Origin of the sequence: Bifidobacterium pullorum subsp. gallinarum (assembly GCF_000741215.1) — a bacterium.
GTDB lineage: Bacteria > Actinomycetota > Actinomycetes > Actinomycetales > Bifidobacteriaceae > Bifidobacterium > Bifidobacterium pullorum_B.
The window spans coordinates 79,494-105,464 of sequence record NZ_JGYX01000003.1; the positions used below are offsets into that span (position 1 = coordinate 79,494).

The 25,971-nt window shown below is 66.7% G+C and carries 21 protein-coding genes; 4 read left to right on the forward strand and 17 right to left on the reverse strand.

Annotation, left to right across the window (positions count from 1 at the left end; all coding sequences use genetic code 11):
• Window positions 1–75: 75 nt before the first annotated feature.
• Complete coding sequence (locus tag BIGA_RS04720; protein WP_051917096.1) at window positions 76–2,538, forward strand: lysylphosphatidylglycerol synthase transmembrane domain-containing protein; 2,463 nt, start codon at window positions 76–78, stop codon at window positions 2,536–2,538.
• A gap of 138 nt (window positions 2,539–2,676) precedes the next feature.
• Window positions 2,677–2,958 (forward strand): HU family DNA-binding protein, encoded by a 282-nt coding sequence (locus BIGA_RS04725; protein ID WP_033506481.1) that lies wholly within the window; start codon window positions 2,677–2,679, stop codon window positions 2,956–2,958.
• 75 nt (window positions 2,959–3,033) lie between these two features.
• Here the strand turns inward: BIGA_RS04725 and BIGA_RS04730 are convergent, their stop codons facing one another.
• From BIGA_RS04730 to BIGA_RS04755, 6 genes are all read right to left on the reverse strand, one after another.
• Window positions 3,034–4,572 carry a proteasome accessory factor PafA2 family protein gene (locus BIGA_RS04730; RefSeq protein WP_033506478.1) on the reverse strand — a complete coding sequence of 513 codons (1,539 nt, stop codon included), beginning with the start codon at window positions 4,570–4,572 and terminating at the stop codon, window positions 3,034–3,036.
• Window positions 4,572–4,763, reverse strand: coding sequence for a ubiquitin-like protein Pup (locus BIGA_RS04735; RefSeq protein ID WP_033506476.1), 192 nt, complete (start codon window positions 4,761–4,763; stop codon window positions 4,572–4,574). The genes BIGA_RS04730 and BIGA_RS04735 overlap by 1 nt, the downstream gene beginning before the upstream one ends.
• A gap of 62 nt (window positions 4,764–4,825) precedes the next feature.
• Complete coding sequence (locus BIGA_RS04740) at window positions 4,826–5,662, reverse strand: inositol monophosphatase family protein (protein WP_033506475.1); 837 nt, start codon at window positions 5,660–5,662, stop codon at window positions 4,826–4,828.
• Between the two features lie 74 nt (window positions 5,663–5,736).
• Window positions 5,737–7,383: a depupylase/deamidase Dop gene (gene dop / locus BIGA_RS04745; protein WP_033506473.1), complete on the reverse strand. Its 1,647-nt coding sequence runs from the start codon at window positions 7,381–7,383 to the stop codon at window positions 5,737–5,739.
• Window positions 7,384–7,397: 14 nt separating this feature from the next.
• Complete coding sequence (arc, locus tag BIGA_RS04750) at window positions 7,398–8,954, reverse strand: proteasome ATPase (RefSeq protein WP_051917098.1); 1,557 nt, start codon at window positions 8,952–8,954, stop codon at window positions 7,398–7,400.
• Window positions 8,951–9,649, reverse strand: a complete 699-nt coding sequence (locus tag BIGA_RS04755) for a DedA family protein (RefSeq protein ID WP_033506471.1) — start codon at window positions 9,647–9,649, stop codon at window positions 8,951–8,953. The genes arc and BIGA_RS04755 overlap by 4 nt, the downstream gene beginning before the upstream one ends.
• 48 nt (window positions 9,650–9,697) lie before the next feature.
• Here BIGA_RS04755 and serB point away from each other — a divergent pair, with 48 nt between their 5' ends.
• Window positions 9,698–10,369 carry a phosphoserine phosphatase SerB gene (gene serB, locus BIGA_RS04760; protein ID WP_033506470.1) on the forward strand — a complete coding sequence of 224 codons (672 nt, stop codon included), beginning with the start codon at window positions 9,698–9,700 and terminating at the stop codon, window positions 10,367–10,369.
• 56 nt (window positions 10,370–10,425) lie between these two features.
• Here the strand turns inward: serB and fmt are convergent, their stop codons facing one another.
• The 5 genes from fmt to rpoZ all read right to left on the reverse strand — a co-directional run bounded on the left by fmt (window position 10,426) and on the right by rpoZ (window position 16,223).
• Window positions 10,426–11,391, reverse strand: coding sequence for a methionyl-tRNA formyltransferase (fmt, locus tag BIGA_RS04765; protein WP_033506469.1), 966 nt, complete (start codon window positions 11,389–11,391; stop codon window positions 10,426–10,428).
• 74 nt (window positions 11,392–11,465) lie between these two features.
• Window positions 11,466–12,170 (reverse strand): HAD family hydrolase, encoded by a 705-nt coding sequence (locus BIGA_RS04770; RefSeq protein WP_033506468.1) that lies wholly within the window; start codon window positions 12,168–12,170, stop codon window positions 11,466–11,468.
• Between the two features lie 87 nt (window positions 12,171–12,257).
• Window positions 12,258–14,483 carry a primosomal protein N' gene (locus BIGA_RS04775; RefSeq protein WP_033506466.1) on the reverse strand — a complete coding sequence of 742 codons (2,226 nt, stop codon included), beginning with the start codon at window positions 14,481–14,483 and terminating at the stop codon, window positions 12,258–12,260.
• 44 nt (window positions 14,484–14,527) lie between these two features.
• Window positions 14,528–15,739, reverse strand: coding sequence for a methionine adenosyltransferase (gene metK, locus BIGA_RS04780; RefSeq protein WP_033506569.1), 1,212 nt, complete (start codon window positions 15,737–15,739; stop codon window positions 14,528–14,530).
• A gap of 199 nt (window positions 15,740–15,938) precedes the next feature.
• Window positions 15,939–16,223 carry a DNA-directed RNA polymerase subunit omega gene (rpoZ, locus tag BIGA_RS04785; protein WP_033506464.1) on the reverse strand — a complete coding sequence of 95 codons (285 nt, stop codon included), beginning with the start codon at window positions 16,221–16,223 and terminating at the stop codon, window positions 15,939–15,941.
• A gap of 132 nt (window positions 16,224–16,355) precedes the next feature.
• Here rpoZ and ilvD point away from each other — a divergent pair, with 132 nt between their 5' ends.
• Complete coding sequence (gene ilvD / locus BIGA_RS04790) at window positions 16,356–18,215, forward strand: dihydroxy-acid dehydratase (protein WP_033506462.1); 1,860 nt, start codon at window positions 16,356–16,358, stop codon at window positions 18,213–18,215.
• A gap of 192 nt (window positions 18,216–18,407) precedes the next feature.
• Here the strand turns inward: ilvD and gmk are convergent, their stop codons facing one another.
• The 6 genes from gmk to efp form a co-directional block, all read right to left on the reverse strand.
• The gene (gmk, locus tag BIGA_RS04795) at window positions 18,408–19,013 is read right to left on the reverse strand and encodes a guanylate kinase (RefSeq protein WP_033506460.1); all 606 of its coding nucleotides are present in this window, start codon (window positions 19,011–19,013) and stop codon (window positions 18,408–18,410) included.
• Window positions 19,014–19,018: 5 nt separating this feature from the next.
• A complete protein-coding gene (gene pyrF, locus BIGA_RS04800) occupies window positions 19,019–19,957 on the reverse strand; it encodes an orotidine-5'-phosphate decarboxylase (RefSeq protein ID WP_033506567.1) in 939 nt (312 codons plus the stop codon).
• A gap of 5 nt (window positions 19,958–19,962) precedes the next feature.
• Window positions 19,963–23,340, reverse strand: coding sequence for a carbamoyl-phosphate synthase large subunit (carB, locus tag BIGA_RS04805; protein WP_033506458.1), 3,378 nt, complete (start codon window positions 23,338–23,340; stop codon window positions 19,963–19,965).
• Window positions 23,333–24,550 carry a glutamine-hydrolyzing carbamoyl-phosphate synthase small subunit gene (carA, locus tag BIGA_RS04810; RefSeq protein WP_152595976.1) on the reverse strand — a complete coding sequence of 406 codons (1,218 nt, stop codon included), beginning with the start codon at window positions 24,548–24,550 and terminating at the stop codon, window positions 23,333–23,335. The genes carB and carA overlap by 8 nt, the downstream gene beginning before the upstream one ends.
• 85 nt (window positions 24,551–24,635) lie before the next feature.
• The gene (gene nusB / locus BIGA_RS04815; RefSeq protein WP_033506457.1) at window positions 24,636–25,166 is read right to left on the reverse strand and encodes a transcription antitermination factor NusB; all 531 of its coding nucleotides are present in this window, start codon (window positions 25,164–25,166) and stop codon (window positions 24,636–24,638) included.
• 26 nt (window positions 25,167–25,192) lie between these two features.
• On the reverse strand, window positions 25,193–25,759 hold the full coding sequence (gene efp, locus BIGA_RS04820) for an elongation factor P (protein ID WP_033506455.1): 567 nt from the start codon (window positions 25,757–25,759) through the stop codon (window positions 25,193–25,195).
• Window positions 25,760–25,971: the final 212 nt, after the last annotated feature.

The window sequence follows — 25,971 nt, forward strand, 5'->3', positions numbered from 1 at the left end:
GAATCCGTTCGATAACCACCGACCTCCCGGCATTGCAACACCGGGAGGTCGGTCCGTCCCAAGGTAGGTGGATGGATGAGCGAGGAACACACGAAGCGCGGCAATACGGAACCGGATGTCACAACCGATGGGGATGTTTTCATCGACGACATCCCCCCTCGGCGCACCCGGGATTTCGCCGATCTGATGCACGCCGCCGGGGCATTGGTCGTCGCCGCGCTCATGCTGCTGGCCGCGGTGTATCTGCGGGGGCTCACGGCGGGCGTGGAATCCGACGTGCACAACGCCGGACAGGCGATCGGCTGGGTGATGGATGTACCGGCCTCGCTGCTGCAGCAGATCGTCACCATCGCCATCGTGGTCAGCGTGCTCTTCCAGCTGCTGGCCAACCGGGAATGGCTGCAATCCGCGGTCTCACTGGTCGCCATGTTCGGCGGGTACGCGGCCGTGTGGGCCTTGTCGTCCGTGATCACGTTCATCGGCTTCGAACCCCTGATCCAGGGTCTGGAATCCCCCGGTGCGCTCAGCGGTTCGGGGCTCATCCCGGATTTCTATGCGGGGTTCGCCGCCTTCCTGACCATGGCCGGCCCGCGCCGCATGCGCTCCGCCGTGAAATGGAGCTGGAACACGCTGTATATGCTGGCCATCCTGCTGGTGGTGCTGTCCTGGAATTCGGTGCCGGGCGTGGTGTTCTCGTTCGCCGTGGGACGGATCGTCGGTATGGTGTTCCGTTTCGCCATAGGCACGCGCAACCAGGGTGTCTGGGGACAGCGAATCGTGGAGGCGCTGCGGAGCATCGGTCTCGACGTGGCCTCGCTGGTGCGCCGTCCCGAGGCGCACGCCGAGTCGGGGGTGCTTCGGACCACGCTGGATGACGACCTGTCGGAGAACTCGCGCATCTATGACATGCTCGACGGGCGCGGCCGGCGCTTCACCGTTTCCGTCATCGACGGGCAGTCGCATAACGCCGGGTATCTCAACCAGCTGTGGGAGTGGCTGCGGCTGACCGGCGTCACCATGCGCCGCGACCGGTCCGCGTCCGACGCCGTCCATCATCATCTGACGATGCTGCTCGGTCTGAACAACATCGGGCTGTCCGCGCCGCGGCCGTACGGCATCGTGGACAGCGGCGAATCGTCCCTGCTCGTGCTGGACGCCGATTCCACCGCCCTGCCCTGCAATCTCAACACGTTGAGCGACGACGATGCGATCGCGCTGATGCGCTATCTCGACGTGGCGCACCGGCGGGGATTCTCCCATCACCGCATCACACCGGATACGCTGGGCCGGCTGCCGATCGGCACGCCGATCATCGCCGGATGGCATAACGGCGACTGCACCAGCACCAACGCGAATATGGACATCGACAAGGTGCAGCTGCTGGCGCTGTTGTCGGCACTGATCGGCGTGGACCGCACGGTGTCGGCCGGCAGACGGGTATGGGGCGACGAGACGTTGGTCTCCCTGCTACCGTTCGTGCAGAAGGCGGCCATACCGGCGGCCACGCGCGCCCTGAACCCGTGGAGCAAGCAGCTGCTGGACTCGCTGCGGGAGGCGCTGCGGGCCCTGGCCCCGCAGGAGGTGTCCGAGGCGATGGAACCGGTGACGATCTCCAGGTTCAACATCCGGTCGTTCGTCACCATCGTGCTGCTGATCATCGCCGTGTCGGTGATCTTCACCCAGCTGCGCCCGGATGAGGTCATCGATGCGGTGTCGAACGCGAACCCGGTGATGGCGGTGCTGTGCGTGGTGTTCGGGCTGATCGCCTGGGCGGGTTCGGCGGTCACGCTGGGGGCGTTCATGGATCCCGAGCGGCGCGATGTCCTCGGCCTGTTCTGCTCGCAGGCGGCCTCCGGCTTCACCGCGGTCTCCATGCCCGCCGGCGTGGGCCCCGCGTTCGTGAACCTGCAGTTCCTGAGGAAAAGCGGGTACCGCAATACGGCGGCCACGGCCATCATGAGCGCGGTCTGGGCGATTCAGGGCGGCACCACCATAGCGATGGTGCTGCTGATCGGCATCTTCACCGGACGCAACATGCTCTCGGGCATGATTCCGACGAATACGCTGATCATCGCGATCGCCACGGTGGCGCTGCTGGCGTCGGCGGCCATGGCCATTCCCCCGGTGAGGCGTCTGCTGGCCGAACGCTATCTGCCGATCGTCAGGTCATACGCGCGGCAGCTGGTCAACGTGCTGACGCAGCCCAAGCAGCTGGCGATCGGACTGGCCGGCGCGCTGGTGCTGAACATCGCCACCGGATTGGGGTTCTGGGCGGCTCTGCTCGCGTTCGGCCATGCCACCAACCCGGTGGAGACCACGTTCGTGTTCCTGCTCGCCAACGCCCTGGGCTCCGCGGTGCCCACGCCGGGCGGTCTGGGCGCGGTGGAGGCCGCGCTGACGTTCGCGTTCACCTCGGTCGGGGTGCCACCCGCCGTGGCCCTGTCGGCCACGCTGGTCTACCGTGTGGCGTTCTACTGGCTGCGCATCCCGATGGGCGCCCTGGCCATGAAATGGTTGGACCGGCACAATCTGATCTGAAATTGTGTCCCTTTTTGTGCAAAGTATGGCGAAAACCCCTGAAATATGCGGTTCCTGCCAGTTTTCTGCGCTATCATCGGTGATGAACGTTGGATGCCGTATCAGTATCGGCATCCCCTGACCCAAGAAGGATGCTGTATGGCATACAACAAGTCTGATCTCGTGTCGAAGATCGCCCAGAAGTCGAACCTGACCAAGGCTCAGGCTGAGGCTGCTGTCAACGCTTTCCAGGATGTGTTCGTCGAGGCCATGGAGTCTGGCGAAGGCCTGAAGCTCACCGGCCTGTTCTCCGCCGAGCGCGTCAAGCGCGCCGAGCGCACCGGCCGTAACCCGCGCACCGGCGAGACCATCAAGATCCCCGCCTCCTATGGCGTGCGCATCTCCGCCGGCTCGTTGCTGAAGAAGGCCGTCACCAAGTAATCGTCCTTTTCGAAAACACTGGTGCCATGTGGGCCCCGACCATTGACGGTCGGGGCCCACATGCGTGTTATCGGGCTATTGCAACGCCTCCATCAGGGACCGGAAATCAGCCGTCGGCGAATCGTCGAAGGGGTCGAGCAGCACCGATTCCCTCCGCACCGGAGCGGTCAGCGTCAGTCTGGTCCAATCGCAGGCGTAATGCGCCCCCGCGGCCTGCGCCGCATGCACGAACCGTCCGCGCAACGCGGCACGCGTACCCGCCGGCGGTTCCATCACCGCCTGCTGGACGGCGTCGTCATCCAGCAACGTCCGCATCGCCCCATGGGACACCAAAGCATCGTATGTCCCGCCGTTGGCGATGTCGTGATAGTCCAGATCGATCTGGGCCAGACGGGCCTGCGATACATCCGGACGCCGCGAGGTCAACGCCTCCAGCAGACGGCGCTTGGCCACCCAATCCACCCGGTCGGCCAATGCGTCGAACGCCCCGGCCGCCACGGCGTCGAGGATCCCCCGCCACTGCCTGACCACCATACGGGCACGGGTGCGTCCCAGCGAACGGTCCACGGCATCGCCATGCGTCTCCAGCCAGCGTTCCACCACCGTGCAATACCGGTATTGCAGGGCCAGCGCGCTCACGCCGTAATCCGCTCCCCCGTCCGCACGCGCGGCGTCGCAGCGGAATGCCGCGGGATCCGCCAGTTGGAGCCGTGCACCGCGGCAGCTCAGGTCACGGCTGACGGCGCGGTTGGCGGCGTTCGGATCCGCCATCGCGCAGGATTCGAATCCGGTGGGCCTGCCATGCCGGAGCGCCGATTCCATCACGCACAGCACCAGATGCGTGGTGGCCAGCTTCATCCAGGTGGCGAACTGGGAGCGGTTCGAATCCCCGATGATCACATGCAGACGGCGGTAGGCATCCGGATCGGCATGCGGTTCGTCACGCGTGTTGACCATCGGACGGGCACGCGTGGTGGCCGACGAGACCCCCTCGTCGAGGAAATCCGCACGCTGCGTGATCTGGAATCCCTCGGATGTCATCCGTCCCGCACCGGTGAAGATCTGGCGGGTGATCAGGAACGGCAGCAGCTGCTGTTCGATCATCGTCAGCGGCACATACCGGCGCACCAGATAGTTCTCGTGGCAACCGAAGGAATGTCCGGCGGAATCGGCGTTGTTCTTGTACAGATGCACATGCAGGTCGGTCCCATGCCGCTCACGGAGACGTTCCTGGGCGCGCAGCGCCAGCCGGCGCATCACCCTCTCCCCGGCCAGGTCCTGCGCCAGCGCGTCCATGGGGTCGCGGGCTTCGGCCGTGGCGTACTCGGGGTGCGAGCCGACGTCCAGATACAGCCGGGACCCATTGCCCAGATAGGTGTTGGTGGACCGTGTGCGGGACACCACCGGCGCGAACATCTCCATGGCCACCAGGCCCGCGTCGTCGGGGGCGTCGTCTCCGGTCATGCTGACGCCGTATTCGGTTTCGATGCCGAAGATCCGGTCGAACCGGTCCGGACGGCCGGACGCGATGCCCGACTCCTCCGCGCTCCGGGTCGGCGCCGTCCCCGAGGTGTCCGATATCGGATGATTGCCGCTGTCGCGCAGCTGGGGCATCACTCGCCGCCTTTTTGCACGAAGCTGTTCACGTATTCCTGCGCGTTCTGCTCCAGCACGCTCTCGATGTCGTCCAGCACCGCATCCAAGGCGTCCACGGTCCCGTCCGTCTGCGACGTGTCGACGGCGACCGCCTGCTCCTGCGGCTGCTGGGCCGCCTGCTCCTGCTGCTGTGCGAATTCCTGCGGCATTTGTGCCCCTTTCCGCGTCCGTGCCCGCGCCGGACCCACCGGCGCACGATTCAGGCGACTGCTCAGTTCTCGATCAGGTACGGTCGCAATTCGTTGATGATGATGCCGTTCGAGGCGACCACGTCATTATCGCTGCGCCAATGGATGTCGGTGCCGTTCCACTGGCGCAGCTTGGCCTGCGACTCCCACACCACCACGGCGCCCGCCGACACGGCCGGCACATCCCAGGTGTGCAGATGCGGCTCGAAATAGGCGTCATAGGTGCCGTCGGCCACCTTGCACAGGTCCAGCGACACCGGCCCCACGCGCTTGATGTCGGTCGGCCGGCCCGCGATCGCCGACACCACCTGCAGGGCGCGCATCGATTCCTCCTGCACGTACGACATGCCGAAGCTGACCACCGACCCGTCCAGCGAGGGGGTGGTCGAGGGGATGATCTTCTCACGCTTGTCCCCGATCGGCGTCTTGCGCACACGGATCGCGCCCATGCCGCGCACGGCCATATACGTCATGTCCAGCGCCGGGGCATGGACCACGCCGAGGATCGGCTGGGCGGAACCGTACTCGTTGACCTCGAACAGCGAGATGGTGATCGACCATTCCGGCATATTGCGGATGAAGTTCACGGCGCCGTCGATATTGCCGGGGCACCAGTAGCGTTCACCGGGGCGGCACTCCTCCGGACGGTCGTTCCACAGGCCGTTGAACGGTTCGAGCTGCGTCAGCCTCTGGCCGAGGAAATTCATCAGCTTGTAGTTGATGTCCAGGTCGAACTGGGTGGATTCCTTCGGCACCTTCAACCGGTTCAGCTTCCGGGGCGTGGTCTGTTCGCTCAGCACGTGCTTGCCCGCGTCCACCGCGATGCGGGCCACGGCCAACGTCATTTCCTGCAGTTCCATCGTCATCTCGTTTCGTCCTGCGCCGTGTTCCTGATTCCGGCGGTTTCTCATTCGTTACTTCCAGTGGGGCGATTCTACCGGGTATTCCCGGTATCCGCACACAACGCGCCGAACAGTCCGGCCGCATCACACGATTCCTCCACGGCCTGTTCGCATCGATCACGGGTATGCGCCAACGGGTCCGCACAATCCAGTGTACGCAATCCCGAGGGCAGGCTCGCATCGCGGACCGTCAGCCGGGACCACGATGCGGCCACCGTCTGTTCGGGGTAGCGCCGCACCAGCGCGGCGCGCAGCCATGCACGGGTGTCGGCGGGCGGTTCGTCCGCCGCCCGCGCCACCTGTTCCCGTCCGTCCAGATGCGCCATGGATGCCGACAGTCGTTCCGTCAGCGATGTGCCGGGGTCCAGCGCCGCCCAGGCCAGGTCCAGCGCCGCCAGCCGCGGATCGTCCCAACCGGCGGCCGCGCCCGCCATGCCGGAGCGCGCGGCCGCCGCACCCGCCGGGGCGCCGCCCGTATGCCGCTTACGGCGGTAGCGTTCCATCAGCTGCCATTTGAGCAGCCATTCCAACCGCGACGCCTCGTCGCGCATCGTCAGGCGGGCGTCGTCATCGGCGTGGCGCACGGCGGCCACGTCGGCCAGGGCCTGCCCCCACATCGCCATGACCCGCGCTGTCGATTCGTCCGGCCACAACGGCTCCCCACGGTTGTCGGTGCCGTACACCGTGGCGGCGAGCGCGTACACCGCGCCGCGCAGGCGCACCTGCATATTCCACGCGTCGGTCGACTCCCCCGATTCCAGCGCCAACGGGGCGGCGCATGTCAGGTCACGGGAGACCGTATGCAGCGCATCGACCGGATTGGCCAGCGCCAGCCCGTCCATCAGCGCCTCGAAGTCGAGGCCGCCCTCCTCCGCGTGTTCGAGCAGCCACAGCAGCATGGAGGTGGTGCCGAGCTTGAGCAGCTGCGGCACGTCCATCCGGTTCGCGTCGCCGACGATGACGTGCAGGCGGCGGTATCGCGCCGTGCTGTGCGATTCGTCACGGGTGTTGATGATCGGACGGTCGAAGGTGGTCTGCAGTCCCACGCGCATATGGATGTAATCGGCGCGCTGGCTGAGCTGGAAGCCCGCCTCCCCGCTGTGCTCGCCCAGGCCCACGCGCCCGGAGCCGGCGTAGATCTGGCGGCTGACCAGGTGGGCGGTCATCAGCGCCGTGACCCGGTCGAACGGCACCGCGCGGTCCATCATATAGTTCTCATGCGTGCCCCAACTGGCGCCCTTGCCGTCCACGTTGTTGCGGTGCAGCTCGATGACGGTGCCGGTGTGCGCGCTGGCGCGGCGCGCCGCCGCGGCCATGATCAGATCGCCGGCGTGGTCGTAGCGCACCGCGTCGAACGGGTCCGTGGTCTCGGGCGACGAGTATTCGGGGTGGGCGTGGTCGACGTAGACGCGCCCGCCGTTGGGCGCGATCACGTTGACGATGTGCAGCTGCGGCTCGTCGGTCAGCATATCCGGGTGCGCGGCGGCACGCGGCAGGCGGTGGCCGCGCGCGTCGTTGACCGGATCCTCGCCCCGGTAGTCCCATCGGATATGCGAGGTGCGGGGGTCGGCCGCGGCCGCCACCACGTCGAAGGACAGGCGCACCGGATTGTACCGGTCCACGCCGCGTTGGGAGACGGCGTACTCGGTTTCCGTGCCCATCACACGACGTACACTCATATCGACTGCCTTTCCTACGCGGTCCGTGCGTCGCCGGCCGGACGGATGCGGGTCACGCTGCCGGATTCGAATCCGGCGATCCGCGACCATTGCACCGGGTCCGCGTCCAGGATGGCGTCCACGCTCTCCCGGAACTCCTCCTGCGCGGCCATGGCCAGCATGTCCACGCTCAGCGCGGCGGCCGCGCCGGTTTCGATCGAGGCCTTGACCGCACGGGTTTTGGCGCGGTCCACGATGTTCTTCAGCATGGCGCCGGAGACCACGTCGGACATGTGGATGGCACGCCATTGGCCGTGCTCGTCGCACACGTCGCACACATGCCGGTGCTCGTCCTGCGCGTAGATGTCGCCCACCAGCACACGGGCCAGGGCATGCGCGTCCACGCCGTGCTCCAGCGGCAGGTCGTCGGTCAGGTAGTGGCGGATGATGTCGTCCGCCTGGCGTGGTCCGGGCCGGTCCACGCGGATCTTCACGTCCAGACGGCCCGGGCGCAGCACGGCGGGGTCGATCATGTCCACACGGTTCGAGGCACCGATGACCATGACGTTGTCCAGCTGTTCCACACCGTCGAGTTCGGCGAGGAACTGCGGCACGATGGTGGTCTCCACGTCGCTGGAGACGCCAGAGCCTCGGGTGCGCAGCAGCGAATCCATCTCGTCGATGAACACGATGACGGGGCGCCCCGAGGCGGCGCGTTCGCGGGCGCGCGCGAAGATCAGGCGAATCAGACGCTCGGATTCGCCGACGAATTTGTTGAGCAGTTCGGGGCCTTTGACCGACAGGAACACGCCGCCGGATTCGGTGCCTTCGGCCAGCATGTGGGCCACCGCCTTGGCGATCAGCGTCTTGCCGTTGCCCGGAGGACCGTACAGCAGCACGCCCTTGGGCGGGTTCAGATTGTAGCGTTCGAACAGTTCGCGGTGCAGGAACGGCAGCTGCACGGCATCACGGATGCGTTCGATCTGCTCGTCGAGGCCGCCGATGTCCGCGAACGTGACGTCGGGGGTCTCCTCCAGCACCAGGTCGGCGTCGTCCTCGCCGGGCAGCAGTTCCAGCGCCAGACGGCAGGAGGGATCCACCGTCACCCGGTCCGAGGGGCCCAGGCTCACGCCGGCGAGCGCCGTCGCACGGCGGACCACTGTGGGATTGCCGGCGTTGTCCTCGACGATCAGGCGACCGTCGTCCAGGACCTGCGCCACGCGCCGTACCGTTCCAACGCCGTCCACGTCACGCTGGTCGACGAGCACCATGTTCTCGTTGAGCAGCACGGTCCGGCCCGGTTCGAGTCCGGCGGGGTTCAGCGACGCGGCGATGGGCACGATCATGCGGCGCGTTCCGGCGATGACCTCCGCGCTGGCGTGGCGTACGCCCTCGTCGTCGATATGGCTGCCGTCCACGCGCACCATGGTGGCGAAGGTCAGCGGCGGCCGGGTGATCTGACTGATCTGCGCCTTGGCCTTCGCCAGCTCCTTACCCGCCCGGTTCAACGCTTCGGCCAACGCATGGTTGCGAGCCATGAGCCGGTCGTTCAGGGCCGCCAGATCCTGTAGCGACTGCGCATCCTGCGTCATTCGGACTGTTCGCCTCCGTTCCGTTTGCCCTTCATCAGGTTGCGGACCCAGCGGATGAGCAGCAGGATGACGGCCACGACGACGATGACGATGACGATGTTCTCGAAGGCGTCAAGCACGCCGAGGATGGAGCACCATTGGTCGCCGAGCAGATAGCCGGCGCAGATCAGGATGGTGTTCCAGACGGCGGAGCCCAGCAGGGTCCAGCCGCTGAACGTCAGGAAGCTCATCTTGTTGAAGCCTGCCGGTATCGAGATCAGCGAGCGGACCACCGGGATCACGCGCCCGATCAGCACCGACCAGTGGCCGTATCGGGTGAACCACCGGTCGGCCTTGGCCACGTCATCACGATCGACGCCGGGGATTCGGTCGACGATGCGCTGGATGCGTTCCAATCCGATCCATCGGGCGATGCCGTACAGGGCCCACGCGCCGAGCAGGGAGCCCACGGTGGCCCAGATGATCGCCTCGATCACGCCGAAGCTGCCGCGCGCCGCCGTGAAGCCGGCCAGGGGCAGGATGACCTCGCTGGGGATCGGGGGGAAGATCGATTCCAATGCGATGGCCAGCGATACGCCGATGCCGCCGACCGCATCCATGATCGACACCAGCCAATCCGTAATGGATCCGATGATGCCCCCCTCGTTGGTCTCGCACAACGGGGCGGCTGCGGATAGTAGAACAGAAAAACCCATACCTGACATTGTTCCATATTGTCCCAGCGATTACCGAAAATCAACGGTATGCCCGAAGAAACTTCGCAGCCCCTTGACAAGCCGACGCTGACGCGGCCCGGATTGCTGGTCATGGACGTGGACTCCACGCTGATCGACGAGGAGGTCATCGACCTGTTGGGCGAGGCCGCGGGAGTGGGCGACCGCGTGGCGCGGATCACGGCCCGCGCCATGGCGGGGGAACTGGATTTCGCCGAGGCGCTGCGCGCCCGTGTGGCGTTGCTGCAGGGCCTGCCGGCATCCGTGTTCGCCAGGACCCGCGCCGCCGTTCATTTCACCACCGGCGCCTTGGAACTGATCGACGCATTGCACGGCCACGGGTGGACGGTCGGCGTGGTCTCCGGCGGCTTCCATGAGGTGGTGGATGATCTGGTGGCCGACGCCGGCATCGACCATGCGTTGGCGAACCGTCTGGAGGTCGTCGACGGCGTGCTGACCGGCCGGATCGTCGGTCCGATCGTGACCCGCGACCTCAAGCGGCAGTCGCTGGTCACCTGGGCGCAGGCCGACGGCGTGCCGATGAGCCAGACCGTGGCCCTGGGCGACGGCGCGAACGACATCCCGATGATCCTGACGGCCGGGCTCGGCGTGGCGTTCTGCGCCAAACCGGCCGTACGGGCCGCGGCACCCCACGCCATCGACGAGCGCGATCTGACGCGCGTGCTGGAGCTGCTGCGCTGAACCGTGACACCGCCCGCTACCGCTGCACAATGCCGGTGACGGACGGTCGGGTCCCCTCAGTCGCAGTATGCGGCCTCGCCCAGGCGGGCGCCGCGCGCCCAGTCCGCGGCGCGCATCGCCTTCTTGCCCTGCGCCTTGACCTCGGTCAGTTCCAGCGGGTCGCTGGCGGTGCCGACCCAGACGTTCTTCTTGCCGACGCGCAGCATGCCCGGCTTGAGGTCCGTCGGCACGGCGGGATGCGTCATATCGGCCGGGCGGGCGGACAGCACATGCAGGACGACCGGCTCGGCATCGTCCTGCGCATGCAGTTCGCACCAGGCGCCCGGGTTGGGCGTGCAGGCGCGGATTTGCCGGTCCACGGCGAACACCGGCACGTCGAAACGGATGCGGGCGTCCTCCACGGTGATCTTCTCGGCCTTCTCATAGGCGCCCTGCGGCTGTTCGACCGGCACGATCCGGCCCTCCGCCATGCCCAGCAGCGCGGAGGCCAGCAGATGCGAGCCGTCCTCGGCCAGACGGGCCAGCAGTTCGCCCGAGGTCTCATGGGCGCCGATCGAGACCGTGGATTGGGCCAGGATCGGGCCGGCGTCCATGCCGCGGGTGATGCGGAACACCGTGGCGCCGGTCACGTCGTCACCCGCCCAGATGGCGCGCTGCACCGGTGCGGCGCCACGCCACTGCGGCAGCAACGAGAAATGCAGGTTGTACCAGCCCATCGGCAACGCGTCGAGCACATCCTGCTTGAGCAGTCTGCCGTACGCCACCACCGCGGCGGCTTCGGCGCCGGTGGCGGCCAGTTCGGCGATGAAGGTCTCCTCGCCCGGATCGGATTCGATAACCGGCAGCCCCAGTTCCATGGCCGCCTGCTTGACCGGGCTGGGCATCAGCCTGCGTCCGCGCCCGGTCGGCGCGTCCGGACGCGTCAGCACGGCCACCACCTCGAAATGCTCGGCATCCCCGGCCAACGCCCGCAAGGCGGGCACCGCCACATCGGGGGTGCCGGCGAACAGCACCTTCACCATCATCGACTCCTTAATCATGCTCCACTTCGCTGCCGCTGCACGCCATCAGGACGTGCCGCCGAAGCCTTCGGTCACTAGGCCACCGCGGGGATGTTGACGCCCGCCTCGATCAGCAGTTCGCGCAGCCGGCGCGGGTCGCTGAACCGGACGCCGCGGATGCCCGCGGCGTTCGCCCCGACGATGTTCATGGCCTTGTCGTCGATGAACACGGCGGTTGACGGGTCGATGCCGAACTCGCGCAGCGCATACTCGTAGATGTCGCGGTGCGGCTTGCGCAGCCTCACGTATCCGGAGACCACCTTGCCGTCCAGCTGCTGCAGGATCGGGCAGCATTCCTCGGCGATCGGGTAGAGCTCCCTCTCCCAGTTCGACAGCCCCCACACGCCGACGCCCGCGGCCTTCAGATCGTTGACCAGCACACGCGCGCCGGGCACGACGCCGACCAGCGAATCGCGGAAGTTCGCCACGTAGTATTCCAGGATGTCGGCCCATTCGTCCCCATGCGTGCGGCGCATCCACGCGATGGCCTCCTCGTGAGAGGCACCGCCGTCCATCATGTCGTTGGCGTCATAGAATCCCGAGATGTCGTTGTCGAGGAATTGCTCCACGGTCCGTTCGCTGTACCGGGGCACCAGCACGGCGGCCGGATCCCAGTAGATCAGCACATTGCCGAAATCGAAGATCACGTTCTCGATCGGCCTGCCCGCGGCCGCGGCCGCCGCATCGTCGGCCACCATCACGTCGTAATCCATCTCCGGCTCGCCCGGCCATCCCTTCACGGCGTCCTCCTTGCCATCGGTCTGCGTCGTCGTCCGGCTGAGGCCGCACGGCGGTATCCGTCCCCAGTCTAGCCGAGACGGCTCCCGTCAGATCAGATCCTTGGGGTCGAGTTGGAACCGCAGCTCCCCCGGCTCGCGTGCGGCCACATGCCGTGCGACCTCCGCACGCAGTCGTCTCGCCAGTTCGGCGCGTTCGGACAACGGCACCCGCACCACCGCCTTGACCCGGTCCTGCGTGGCCTCAAGCTCGCGGGCGTCGATCGTGCGCGGCTGTGCGATCGGCACGGGCCCCCATACCGCCGGCACACCCCCCTGACCGGTATCGATGACGGCGAGGTCGCCGGTGAACGCGCCGATATGCTCCAAGGCCGCACGCACCACATCGCGTCGTCCCCACACGCATGCGGCGCCGACGACGGGCGGCAGCCCGGTCTCCGCGCGTTCGGCGAGCTCCTGCGCCGCCAGGACCCGGCCGTCCCACAATGCCAGCGACCGGGCGATCACCGGGTCCGTCTCCCCCAGCAGCAGCGCCTGCCCGCCCCGGGAGCGCGGCGCGCACATCGATACCACGCGCATCCACGCCGTCAACGTGTCCTCGCGGGCGTCCACCCCGGTGCCGTACAGGCTGGTCCAGGCGTCCAGAATCGCCACGGCGCGGTATTCCGTATTGCCGGCGCCATCCCCGCGGACCCGCGGCTCGGCGCCCAGCGAGGCGATCACGATCATCGGGGCGCAGGCCACGTCCTCCACGATGCCGCGCGGCTGGCTGGGGCTGGACACCACGATCGGCACATGACGGAACAGCCCGCGCAATTCCTGCGCGGTGCCGGCGGCGCCGATGCGCACCACGCGCATCCGTTCGCCGCCGCATCCCGGGCACCGCCACTGCACCGCCGCCGCACCGCACCACAGACAACGGGGCGTGCCCTGCCGCAGTCCGGCCAACGGCCCCGTACAGCGGGGGCAGCGGGCGCGGCGATGGCAGGCGGCGCAGCTCAGCGTCTCGTCGATGCCGTCATGGGGCACCGACAGGAGCACCGGCCCGCTTTCCAACGCCTTGGACAGGATTGCGACGGCGGTATGCGGCACGCGGGCGCCCAGCGTCGTATCCCCCAGTCGCCCCAGCTCCTCGCGGTTGAGCCAGCGCACCCAGGGCATCCGTTCCTTGATCACCGACGGCAATGGCCTGATGGACGTGCTGAACCCGCTCACCGGGGTCTGCGCCACATGGTTCGCGCCGCATTCCCATTGGCTGAACGGGCTGCGCGCCTGCGCCATCGCCACGAACACGCCGTCATGGCTGCGGGCGCGCAGCCGCAGCACGCCGCGGGCGTGGGCGTATGGCATCATCCCGTCGGCATACTGGTAATCGATATCCTCCAGGATCATGAACAGCGCCGGGCCCTCGACCGGCGCATACATCGCCGCCCGCGTGCCGATCACGCAACGGACCGTGCCCGACGCCACCGCAAGATACGCCCGATACCGTTCCGCCGGTGCCAGCGAGGCGTTCAGCACGGCCACGTCGCCGTCGTATCCGCCGTTCGCGGCACCGGTCCGCTCGAACATCCGCAGCCCCAAGCCGGTCAGCTCACGGGACAGATCGTTCACCTCGCGCATCGTGGGCAGCACGATGACCACGGCCTTGCCCGCCGACATCGCGGTCAGCGCCATCCAGCCGGCCAGACGGCACCATTCCCCCACCCCGGGCAGCGGATCAACGGCGAATGCACGGAACCGACCGCCGTGCAGCGCATCGTCGAGTCCCTGCAACCCGTCATAGGAGGACGCCAATACCCGCCGGTATTCATCCGGCATCCGCCGCAGCGCCTCGGCGGCGGCACCGCGGCGGGTGAACGGCGCCACCATCTGCTGTTCCTGCTCCACACGAGCCACGCGCGGCGGCACCGCCAGCCGCAGGATGTTGGCGCGGGTCCCCCCGTAGGCGTCCGCGATCCGGGTGATGTCCTCGCGCATCGAGGCGGGTACCACCACCTGGGGGCCGAGCACGCGCTCCAGATAGCGCAGCGACGAGGACGGCGTATCGCTGTGGTCGGCCCGTTCCCAGACCACGCCGTTGACGCGCCGGCCGCCGAACCTGACACGGACCAGAACGCCGGGGCGGACCGATTCCGACTGCCGTTCGTCGATCAGGTAGTCGAAGGTCTGGCCCAGATGGGTGGCCTGCACATCGAGCACCACCCGGGCGATCGGACGCTCCGACGCGGCGGTCCGTTCCGCAGGCGCGCGCTTGCGGCGCTTGCGCGGCGCCAGGCCGTCAAGCGCCAGCTGTTCGGCGTCCGGTGTACTCATGCACTCCAGAGTAATGCAGCAACCATGCGGATGCGACTCATGACTTACCGGATGGCGGCCTGCAGCGCCTCGACCCGGTTCGCGCGCTCCCAGGTGAAGTCGGCGTCCTCGCGGCCGAAATGGCCGTAGGCGGCGGTTTTCGCATAGATCGGCCGCAGCAGGTCCAGTTCGTCGATGATGGCGGCCGGGCGCAGGTCGAACACCTCGCGCACCGCATGCTGGATCTGCTCGCGACTCACGCCGATCTCGGTGCCGTACGTGTCCACGTTGATGCTCACCGGGTCGGCCACGCCGATGGCGTAGGCCACCTGCACCTCCACCTTGTGCGCCAGGCCGGCGGCCACGATGTTCTTGGCCACCCAGCGCGCCGCGTAGGCGGCGGAACGGTCCACCTTGCTCGGGTCCTTGCCGGAGAACGCGCCGCCGCCGTGGTGCGCGGCACCGCCGTACGTGTCCACGATGATCTTGCGGCCGGTCAATCCCGCGTCGGCGGCTGGCCCGCCCAGCACGAACGAGCCGGTGGGGTTCACCAGCAGGCGGTAATCGTCATGCGCCACCGTGCCGCCGCACACCTCGTCCAGCACCGGGCGGATCACATGCGCGGTCAGCTGGTCGGCCAGCCATTCGCGGGTGGCCTCGGGGTCGTGCTGCGTGGAGACCAGCACGGTGTCCACGCGCACCGGATGGTCATGTTCGTCGTACTCGATGGTCACCTGCGTCTTGCCGTCCGGACGCAGATGGGGCACGATGCCCTGCTTGCGCACCTGGGCCAGCCGGTACGACAGCCGGTGGGCCAGGTGGATCGGCAGCGGCATCAGCGCGTCGGTCTCGTCGCAGGCGTAGCCGAACATCACGCCCTGGTCGCCGGCGCCTTGCGCCTCGTAGCGCTCCTCGCGGCTGGCGGTCGACTCCCGTTCGCGATTCAGCCGTTCCACACCCTGGTTGATCTCCGCGCTCTGTTCGGTCAGCGACACCAGCACGCCGCAGGAGTCGGCGTCCAGACCGATCCGGGAGCTGGTGTACCCGATGCCGCGCACCGTGGAGCGCACGATGCTCTGGATGTCGCTGTAGCCCTCGCTGGTGACCTCGCCGAATACGAAGAACTGTCCGGTGGTGGCCGAGGTCTCCACGGCCACGTGGGAGTGCGGGTCCTGGCGCAGCATGTCGTCCAGGATCGCGTCCGAGATCTGGTCGCAGATCTTGTCGGGGTGGCCCTCGGTCACCGATTCCGCCGTGATCAATCTTGCTTCCCTCATCATTGCGCTCCTTCTCGTAGTCGTCGGGGCACCCGCTCGGCACCACCGCGAGGGGGCATACGTCATCGGCACGGCCCGATACGCGACGTCCCGGCCGGTTCCCATGCCGCTGGCACGGTTCCCGGTCGGGACGTACTGGTGATGGAGGCCGGCTGCGGCGATCGGGCCGCGCATCTCGCCCGCCGGCACCTCACGAAGATCAGTTGCCCTCGCTCAGATCGTCCTCGCCAAGCGTCTCCTCGAGCAGGCCGCTGTCGATCTCACGGAAGGCGATGGACAGCGGCTTCTCCTGGTTCTGGTATTCGACCAGCGGGCCGACGTTCTGCAGCAGGCCCTCGTTGAGCTGGGTGAAGTACGAATTGATCTGACGGGCGCGCTTGGCCGCGAAGATGGCGAGCGCGTACTTGGAGTCAGCATGCTCCATCAGATCGTCGACGGGCGGATCCGCCAGACCCTGCGGGGTGGGATCGGTACCGAAAGCCATATGATGTTCTCCCATGCTTGAGAATACGTATTCCAACCGTGTAAGTATACCCCACCGCCCCGATATAGCGGCCCGTTCCACGATGTGACCAGCGGCGGGCGGCTGTCCCCTCACCTCACTTGAATGGTGAGCATGGAAATGCGTTCTGAAAAACTGATGAAGGACCGCACCTTCGCGGGTGCGCGCGCCCTGTATCGTGCCGCTGGCGTCGACGCCAAGGATTTCGGCAAGCCGATCGTGGCCATCGCCAACTCGTTCTCCGAATTCGTGCCCGGCCACGTGCACCTGCAGCAGGTGGGCCGCATCGTCTCCGAGTCCGTCAAGGCGGCCGGCGGCATCCCGCGCGAGTTCAACACCATCGCCGTGGACGACGGCATCGCGATGGGCCACACCGGCATGCTGTATTCGCTGCCGAGCCGCGACATCATCGCCGACGCGGTGGAGTATTCGGTCAACGCGCACTGCGCGGACGCGCTGGTGTGCATTTCGAACTGCGACAAGGTGACCCCGGGCATGCTGATGGCCGCCCTGCGCCTGAACATCCCGACGATCTTCGTCTCCGGCGGCCCGATGGAGGCCGGCACCACCGTGCTGCCCGACGGCACCGTCAAGAAGAACACCGACCTGATCGACGTCATGTACGCCACGGCGGACGACAACGTCTCCGAGGAGGACCTGCTGGCCTACGAACGGACCGTGTGCCCGACCTGCGGCTCCTGCGCCGGCATGTTCACGGCGAACTCGATGAACTGCCTGACCGAGGCGATGGGCCTGGCCCTGCCCGGCAACGGCACCACGCTCGCCTCGCACGCGTACCGCAAGCAGCTGTTCGAGAAGGCCGGCCGCGTGATCGTGGATCTGGCCAACCGCTACTACCATGAGGACGACGCCTCGGTGCTGCCGCGCTCGATCGCCACCAAGCATGCGTTCGAGAACGCGATGACGATGGATGTGGCCATGGGCGGCTCGACCAACACCGTGCTGCATATCCTGGCCGCCGCGCAGTCCGCCGACGTGGACTTCACGCTGGACGACATCGAGCGCATCAGCCACACCGTGCCGTGCATCTGCAAGGCCAGCCCGTCCGGCGAGTGGGAGATCTCCGACGTGCACCGCGCCGGCGGCATCACCGGCATCCTCGGCGAGCTCGACCGCGCCGGCAAGCTGCACCGCGACGTGCATTCGGTGGACTATCCCTCGCTTGAGGCCAAGCTGGACGCCTGGGACATCATGCGGCCCACCTGCACCGACGAGGCCAAGCGGCTGTTCCATGCCGCCCCGGGTCATATCGTGTCGCCCGATCCGTTCACGCACGAGACGCTGTTCGACTCGTTGGACACCGACCGCGTCAACGGCGCGATCCATGACATCGATCACCCTGCCGTGACCGAGGGCGGCCTGGCCGTGCTGCGCGGCAACCTGGCGCCCGACGGCTGCGTGGTCAAGACCGCGGGCGTGCCCAAGGAGATCTGGAAGTTCCATGGTCCGGCGTTGGTTGTGGAATCCCAGGAGCAGGCCATCGAGGTCATCCTCAATGACACGCTGAAGCCCGGTCAGGCGCTGATCATCCGCTACGAGGGCCCGAAGGGCGGCCCGGGCATGCAGGAGATGCTGTATCCGACCTCGTTCGTCAAGGGCAAGGGCATCGGCAAGGAGGTGGCGTTGATCACCGACGGCCGCTACTCCGGCGGCTCCTCCGGCCTGTCGATCGGCCATGTGGCCCCTGAGGCGGCGAACAAGGGTCCGATCGCGCTGGTCAAGAACGGCGACATGATCGACATCGACATCCCCGCCCGCACGATCAACGTGGAACTGAGCGACGAGGAACTGGACGCCCGCCGCGCCGAGATCGAGGCCGGCGACGGGTACGTGGCGCACCGCGACCGTCAGGTCTCGCAGGCGCTCAAGGCGTACGCCGCGTTCGCCCGTTCGGCGGACAAGGGCGCCACGCGCGATCCCGAGCTAATCAACAAGCTCAGCGGCCTGGCCTGAGCGCTCAAACCGGGCGCCCGCTGAACCACAACGGGTTCCCGGTTGGCAGCAGATGGGCTGGGGGCAGACGGAGTCATTGACACTCCGTCTGCCCCCAGCCCTTATTGCAACACTCCACGCCCCCATCTGTGTACCGGACAACGCCGCTCGCGTCATGTCTCAGCAACCGATGGAACCGGGCGGATTCGACGCTCAGTCCAAGCCGTATTCGCGGGCGATGACGGACCATAGCTCGCCGGCGGCGCGATCGACGTCGTCGTTGACGATGACGACGTCGAATTCGGATTCGGCGGCCAGTTCCACACGCGCGGTCTCCAGTCGCCGATTGCGCTGCTCCTCCGTCTCGGTGCCACGGCCGATCAGTCTGCGGACCAGTTCGTCGAAGCTAGGCGGTGCCAGGAACACCGTCACGACCTCCATGCCGAGCTCCGCGGCACGTTCCTTGACACGGCGGGCCCCCTGCAGATCGATCTCCAGAATCGTGGGCACATTGGCGGCCAGATGATCCAGCACCGGCTGCAGTGGCGTACCGTAATGCGCCATGCCGTGTACCACGGCGGTCTCCAGGAACCGGCCGGCCCGTTCCTCGGCGAGGAACTCCCCTTCGGAGACGAAATGGTAGTTCACGCCGTCCACCTCGCCCGGACGCGGGGCGCGGGTGGTGGCCGACACCGACAGCCAGATCTCCGGATGATCGGCGCGCAGCTTGGCCTCCACCGTGCCCTTGCCCACGCCGGCCGGGCCGGTGAGCACGATAAGGCGACCGGCGCGCGGTCCCGCCTCAGACAGGTTGTTCATGTGGTTCACTCGGCGTCGTCCTCCGTTTCGTCGGCCCCTTCCTGCGTGGCCTCCATCAGCGCCTGGCGCACATCCAACGCGATGGCCTCGGTGGCCTGCGACAGCGAGGCGATGTCCGGGCCATGCGCCGCGATGAACCGGGACACGGTGACCAGCACATTGCCCTTGGTGCCCTTGAACACGGTGCGCAGATCCTTGGCCTCGGCACCCTGCCAGCCGTAGCCGGGAGACAGGATCGGGCCGGTGAATTTCGCCGGGTCCACGCCGCTGTCATCGATCCACTGGCCGATGGTGGCGCCGATGATCAGGCCGACCGAGCCCATGCCGTTGATGCCCTTGTTGAACTTCTGCGCGGTGCTGGCGATGCCGTAGGCCACGGTCTTGCCCTTGTACTCGCCGCTCTGGCGGATGGCGGTCTGCATGCTCGCGCCCTCCTGGTTCGAGGTCAGCGAGGCCACGAACACGCCGCGGCTGTTGTTCAGGGCGTCGTTGATCACGCCCTGCAGGGAGCGGGCGCCGTAGTACGGCAGCAAGGTGATGGCGTCGGCGAGCATCGGCGCCCCCGGCTTGAAATAGGCGTCGGCGATGGCCGAGATCGTGGTGGGCAGGCCGCCGTGCAGGCAGTCCACGATGGTGATGATCTCCATCTGGCGGGCCGCATACAGCACGCGTTCGAGCGCGGCGAATCCCTTGGACCCGTACCGTTCGAACATCGGCACCTGGAACTTGACCGCGGCGGCGCGACCGTTCGCGGCCTGCAGCATGCGCATCGCGAACAGTTCGGCGCCGTCGGCGTCCACGTTGTACCCCCAGTCGGTGAGGAGTTTCCGGTGCGGATCGATGCCCACACACAATGGACCATACTTGTCCATGGAATTCTTCAATCGCAGACCGAAATCGGACCTGCGCATCTGAATCTCTTCACTGCTGACGGTCTCGGCCATCGTCATCACGACCTTTCCAAGTCGAACAACTGCTGAGCATGCTCCTGGATGCTCATGATCTGATAGTCGTTGCGCTTCACCGCCTCAATCGCCATCAGCACGGCCGAGAACTCGGTCATGGTGGTGAACTGCGGCAGGTCGGCGGCAATCGCCGCGGCGCGGATCGAATAGCCATCCGACCGCGATCCGCGCGAGTTCGGCGTGTTGAGCACCATGTCGATCTTGCCTTCTTCGATGAGCTCGACGACGTTCTTGCCCACGCTGCCTTCGGCATGCTTGATCTCCACCTGAGCGTCGGCGGAGGTGTCCACACGAGCGGTGATCTTGTCCACGATCTTCGATTCGATGCCGTACCGGCGCAGCACCGAGGCGGTGCCTTCGGTGGCCCACAGCGTGAAGCCGAGCTCCACCAGACGCACGGCCATCAACGGCAGCTGGCGCTTGTCGGAATCGTTGACCGAGATGAACACGTTGCCGCTGGTCGGCAGGCCACCGTCATAGGCGGCCAGCTGGCTCTTGGCGAACGCGTGCGGGAAGTCGCGGTCGAAGCCCATGACTTCGCCGGTGGAACGCATCTCGGGGCCGAGCAGGATGTCCACGGTCTTGCCCACCGGGGTGCGGAAGCGCTTGAACGGCAGCACCGACTCCTTGACCGCCACCTGCTGGCCGACATGCATGACGCCGCCGTCGCCCTCGGGCAGCAGCAGCCCGTTGGCGCGCTGCTGGGCGATGGTCTCACCGGCCATGATGCGGGCCGCGGCCTTGGCCAGGGCCACGCCGGTGGCCTTGGAGGCGAACGGCACGGTGCGCGAGGCGCGCGGGTTGGCCTCGATGACATACAGCGTATTGGCCATGAACGCGTACTGCACGTTGATCAGGCCCTGCACGCCGCAGCCCTTGGCGATGGCGTAGGTGCCCTCGCGCAGACGGCGGATCTGGTCGTCGGACAGCGTGGACGGCGGCAGGGTGCAGGCCGCATCGCCCGAATGGACGCCGGCCTCCTCCACATGCTCCATGATGCCGCCGATGTACAGCTCCTCGCCGTCGAACAGCGCGTCGACGTCCACCTCGATGGCGTCCTGCAGGAACTTGTCGATCAGCAGCGGCGAGGGCAGACGGCCGGAGACCACGGTATCGGCCTGTGCCTCGGCCAGCGCGCGGTTCACGTACTTCTCCAGCTGCGCATCGTCGTAGACGATCTCCATGCCGCGGCCGCCAAGCACATAGCTCGGGCGCACCAGCACCGGATAGCCGATCGAACGGGCGGCCTCCTGCGCCTCCTCCAGGCTCAGCGCGGTGCCGTACCGCGGAGCGTTCATACGGGCCTTCTTCAGCACCTCGCCGAACAGTTCGCGGTTCTCGGCCAGATCGATCGATTCGGGCGTGGTGCCGAGGATCGGCACGCCGGCGGCCTTGAGTCGGGCGGCCAGCGACAGCGGCGTCTGCCCGCCGAGCTGGACGATGACGCCCTTGACCGGCCCCATCTTCTTCTCCGCCTCGTAGATCTCCAGCACGTCCTCGAAGGTCAGCGGCTCGAAGTACAGGCGATCCGACATGTCATAGTCGGTGGAGACGGTCTCCGGGTTGCAGTTGACCATGATCGTGTCATAGTCCTTGCCGAGTTCCTGCACCGCGTGCACGCAGGTGTAGTCGAACTCGATGCCCTGGCCGATGCGGTTCGGGCCGGAACCCAGGATGATGACGGCCTCGCGCTCGCGCGGGCGCAGTTCGGTCTCGTCGGCGTAGCACGAGTAGTAGTACGGCGTGACCGCGTCGAACTCGGCGGCGCAGGTATCCACGGTCTTGTACACCGGGCGCAGACCGAAGGCCCAGCGCAGCTCGCGTACCGTGTTCTCGCCCTCGTCGCCCAGACCCCGCAGATGCGCGATCTGCAGATCGGACAGGCCTGCCTGCTTGGCCTTCTTAAGCAGCCGGAAGCTCAACGTTTCGGCGTCGCGCACCTCAATCGCGGTCTCATTGATGAGCGTGAACTGCTTGAGGAACCACGGGTCGATCTTGGTGGCCTCGAACAGCTGCTCGATGGTGGCACCGCCCCAAATGGCGCGCTGCAGCTGCAGGTAGCGGTCCTCGGTCGGGGTCTTCATGGCCTTGAGCAGCTCGTTCACCTCGGCCTCGTCCGGACGCTCGCCATCCCAGCTGAAGCCCATGTGGCGCTTGTCGATCGAGCGCATGGCCTTGCCCAGGGACTCCTGGAAGTTGCCGGCCAGCGCCATCGCCTCGCCCACGGACTTCATCGACGTGGTCAGGCTGGGATCGGCGCCCGGGAACTTCTCGAACGCGAACCGCGGCACCTTGGTCACCACGTAGTCGATGGTCGGCTCGAAGCTGGCCGGGGTGGACTGGGTGATGTCGTTGCGGATCTCGTCCAACGTGTAGCCCAGGGCCAGCTTGGTGGCGATCTTGGCGATCGGGAAGCCGGTGGCCTTGGAGGCCAGCGCCGACGAACGGCTCACGCGCGGGTTCATCTCGATGACGATGATACGGCCGGTCTCCGGGTGCACGGCGAACTGGATGTTGCATCCGCCCGTATCCACGCCCACGCCGCGGATGATGGCGATGCCGATGTCACGCAGCTTCTGGTATTCGCGATCGGTCAGCGTGAACACCGGGGCCACGGTGATCGAATCGCCGGTGTGCACGCCCACCGGATCGACGTTCTCGATCGGGCAGACGACCACCACGTTGTCGTTCTTGTCACGCATCAGCTCGAGCTCGAATTCCTTCCAGCCCTCGATGCCCTCCTCCAGCAGCACCTCGTCGGTCGGCGAATAGTGCAGGCCAGCGCCGGCGATGCGGTGCAGCTCCTCCTCGTCATGCGCGATGCCGGAGCCCAGGCCGCCCATCGTGAAGCTCGGACGCACCACGATCGGGAAGCCCATCTCCTCGGCGATGCGGTCGACCTCCTCCATCGAATGCGCGATCTCGGAGCGTGCGGATTCGGCACCGGCGTCCTCCACGACCTTCTTGAACAGTTCGCGGTCCTCGCCGCGGTCGATGGCCTCCAGCGAGGCGCCGATCAGCTCGACGTTGTACTTCTTGAGCACGCCGGCCTCGCCCAGCGCCATGGCGGCGTTCAACGCGGTCTGGCCGCCCAGCGTCGGCAGCAGCGCATCGGGGCGCTCCTTGGCGATGATCTGTTCGAGGATCGGCGTGGCGATCGGCTCGATGTACGTGGCGTCGGCCATCTCGGGATCGGTCATAATGGTGGCCGGGTTGGAGTTGACCAGGATGACGCGGATGCCCTCCTCGCGCAGCACACGGCATGCCTGGGTGCCCGAGTAGTCGAACTCGGCGGCCTGGCCGATCACGATCGGGCCGGAGCCGATGACCATGACGGACTTGATGTCGGTGCGTTTAGGCATTGCGGGTTTCCTCCTTGGACGAACGCATGAGATCGACGAAACGATCGAACAGATACGAGGCGTCATGCGGACCGGCCGCGGCCTCGGGATGGTATTGCACGGAGAACGCGGGGATGTCGACGCACTGCAGGCCTTCGACCACGTCGTCGTTCAGATCGATGTGGGAGACGAACACCCGGCCGTACCGGCCGTCACCGTACGGGGACGGAACCGTCTCGCCGATCGGGGCGTCGACGGCGAAGCCGTGGTTGTGCGCGGTGACCTCGATCTTGCCGGTGGTCATGTCCTTGACCGGCTGGTTGATGCCGCGGTGTCCGAACTTGAGCTTGTACGTGCCGAACCCCAACGCGCGGCCCAGCAGCTGATTGCCGAAGCAGATGCCGAAGAACGGGTATCCGGCGTCCAGCACCTGGCGCAGCAGCTCCACCTCAGGCTCGGCCTGCTCCGGGTCGCCGGGGCCGTTCGAGAAGAACACGCCGTCCGGGTTCAGGGCCTGCAGCTGTTCGAAGGTGATGGTGGACGGCACCACATGCACGCGGCAGCCGCGTTCGGCCATGCGGTGCGGCGTCATGGCCTTGATGCCCAGGTCGACGGCGGCGACGGTGAACAGCGGCTCCTTGCCCTCGTACTCGCCGCACGGCTCGATGGTGTAAGTCTGCTTGGTGCTGACCTCGTCGTACAGGCTCAGCCCCTGCATCTGCGGAGTGGCCTTGACCTGGTCGAGCAGATCGTCGATGGCGCGCAGACGGCCGTTGGCGTCCTCCAGGGCCTCACCTGAAAAAACACCCGCACGCATCACGCCTGCGGAACGCAGATGGCGGACGAGCTTGCGGGTGTCGATACGGCAGATGCCGACGATGCCGTTGGCGATCAGATCATCATCCAGACTGCCGGTGGCACGCCAGTTGCTGACGTTGGGACTGGGTTCGCGGACCACGTACCCGGCCACCCAGATCCTGGAGGATTCCGGGTCCTCGCCGTTGATGCCCGTGTCCCCGATGTGGGGGAACGTCTGCACCACGATCTGACGGTCATAACTCGGATCGGTCAGCGTCTCCTGATAGCCGGTCATGCCGGTGGCGAAGACGATCTCACCACAGGTGGAGCCACGCGCGCCGTAGGGCTCCCCCACATAGACCTGCCCGTCCTCCAACACGAGAACGGCATCGTCCTTGGAGAACATCACGGCTCCGGAATCGGTCTGGTTCACCAAAACCCCCTTTATCCTTGGGTCGAATCTACCCTTTAGAGTACCGGCCGGTTGGGACTCGCAACCGGCCGGAATCCTTGAAAAATCACTCGTTAGCTGCGGACTCGCCGGACTGTTCGGCGGTGTCGGCATCGGACGGAGCCCCCGCGGGCCCATCGCCCTGGGCGGACGTATCGGCCACGGTCCGCTCGGCGGCGTCCTCCTGCGGCGCGATCTGCGACTTGTCGGCGCACACGGCACTCAGCAGGCCGTGGATGAACGACGGGGCGTCGTCGGCGCACAGCGTCTTGGCCAAGCCCAGGGCCTCGTCGATGGCCACCTTGTCCGGTACATCGTCGTTGAACAGGATCTCCCAGGCGGCGATACGCAGGATGTTGCGGTCCACAACACCCATGCGCTTGACCTTCCACCGGGTGGAATGCTCGTCGAGCACGCGGTCGATCTGACGGCGGTGGTCGGCCACGCCGCGCACGATCTCGATGGCGTAATCGGGCAGCGGGGTCTGGGCGCCAGGCAGGGCGATGCGCTCAGCAAGAAGGGACAGGATGTCCTGTCCCTTCTCGTCCGCTTCGTACAACGTGTTCAGAGCCCTCTTGCGGGCGGTGGAACGTGCCATGAAGCTCTCGGTGTCCCTTCTTCAGGTCAGTTGTTCTCGCGACCCAGATAGGAGCCGTCGCGGGTGTCGACCTTGACCTTCTCGCCCTCGCCGATGAACAGCGGGACCTGGATCTCGGCGCCGGTCTCCACGGTGGCCGGCTTGGTGCCGGCGTTGGAGCGGTTGCCCTGCAGACCCGGCTCGGTGTGGGTGATGGTCAGCACCACGGAGGCCGGCAGTTCCACGCTCAGCGGGGTGCCGTCATGGAAGCTGACGATGCAGTCGGTGCCTTCGAGCAGGTACTTGCTCTGGTCGCCGACCAGGGTCTTGGGGATGTAGATCTGGTCATAGGTGGTCATGTCCATGAAGACGTAGTTGTCGCCGTCCTCATAGGAGTACTGCAGGTTGCGGTTGTCGACGGTCTCGAACTCCATCTTCATGCCCGCGTTGAAGGTCTTGTCCACGATCTTGCCGGACAGCACGTTCTTGATGGTGGTGCGCACGAAGGCCGGGCCCTTGCCGGGCTTGACGTGCTGGAACTTGACGACGGTCCACAGCTGGCCGTCCAGGTTCAGGACGGATCCGTTCTTGATGTCATTGGTAGTCTGTGCCACTGTTGTTCACCTATTCACTCGATGGTTGTTGGCAACGTTCAAAATGAGCCTTGCCTATTATGCCACCACGTCTATACAGGAGCTTCGAATCGGCCCCTATCCGAACCGGATGACGGTATACGACCCGCCAGCGAGGGTGCCCGGATATGCGAATGCCCCGGAACCGCTGGGGTTCCGGGGCATTCGGTATGCGCTAGTTCAGGCGCACCGAG

What these genes read in the sequence shown, in the direction of transcription:
- BIGA_RS04740 (WP_033506475.1), bottom strand. Translation starts at nt 5,662, where the DNA reads ATGGAACTGCAGGAAATGACGTTGGCCGTGGCCCGCATCGCGGTGGAC.
- carB (WP_033506458.1), bottom strand. Translation starts at nt 23,340, where the DNA reads ATGCCTAAACGCACCGACATCAAGTCCGTCATGGTCATCGGCTCCGGC.
- rpoZ (WP_033506464.1), bottom strand. Translation starts at nt 16,223, where the DNA reads ATGGCTTTCGGTACCGATCCCACCCCGCAGGGTCTGGCGGATCCGCCC.
- BIGA_RS04730 (WP_033506478.1), bottom strand. Translation starts at nt 4,572, where the DNA reads ATGCCCCAGCTGCGCGACAGCGGCAATCATCCGATATCGGACACCTCG.
- nusB (WP_033506457.1), bottom strand. Translation starts at nt 25,166, where the DNA reads ATGGCACGTTCCACCGCCCGCAAGAGGGCTCTGAACACGTTGTACGAA.
- gmk (WP_033506460.1), bottom strand. Translation starts at nt 19,013, where the DNA reads ATGAACAACCTGTCTGAGGCGGGACCGCGCGCCGGTCGCCTTATCGTG.
- BIGA_RS04775 (WP_033506466.1), bottom strand. Translation starts at nt 14,483, where the DNA reads ATGAGTACACCGGACGCCGAACAGCTGGCGCTTGACGGCCTGGCGCCG.
- pyrF (WP_033506567.1), bottom strand. Translation starts at nt 19,957, where the DNA reads ATGGCCGAGACCGTCAGCAGTGAAGAGATTCAGATGCGCAGGTCCGAT.
- ilvD (WP_033506462.1), top strand. Translation starts at nt 16,356, where the DNA reads ATGGAAATGCGTTCTGAAAAACTGATGAAGGACCGCACCTTCGCGGGT.
- dop (WP_033506473.1), bottom strand. Translation starts at nt 7,383, where the DNA reads ATGAGTGTACGTCGTGTGATGGGCACGGAAACCGAGTACGCCGTCTCC.
- serB (WP_033506470.1), top strand. Translation starts at nt 9,698, where the DNA reads ATGCCCGAAGAAACTTCGCAGCCCCTTGACAAGCCGACGCTGACGCGG.
- BIGA_RS04720 (WP_051917096.1), top strand. Translation starts at nt 76, where the DNA reads ATGAGCGAGGAACACACGAAGCGCGGCAATACGGAACCGGATGTCACA.
- BIGA_RS04735 (WP_033506476.1), bottom strand. Translation starts at nt 4,763, where the DNA reads ATGCCGCAGGAATTCGCACAGCAGCAGGAGCAGGCGGCCCAGCAGCCG.
- fmt (WP_033506469.1), bottom strand. Translation starts at nt 11,391, where the DNA reads ATGGTGAAGGTGCTGTTCGCCGGCACCCCCGATGTGGCGGTGCCCGCC.
- metK (WP_033506569.1), bottom strand. Translation starts at nt 15,739, where the DNA reads ATGAGGGAAGCAAGATTGATCACGGCGGAATCGGTGACCGAGGGCCAC.
- BIGA_RS04755 (WP_033506471.1), bottom strand. Translation starts at nt 9,649, where the DNA reads ATGGGTTTTTCTGTTCTACTATCCGCAGCCGCCCCGTTGTGCGAGACC.
- arc (WP_051917098.1), bottom strand. Translation starts at nt 8,954, where the DNA reads ATGACGCAGGATGCGCAGTCGCTACAGGATCTGGCGGCCCTGAACGAC.
- BIGA_RS04725 (WP_033506481.1), top strand. Translation starts at nt 2,677, where the DNA reads ATGGCATACAACAAGTCTGATCTCGTGTCGAAGATCGCCCAGAAGTCG.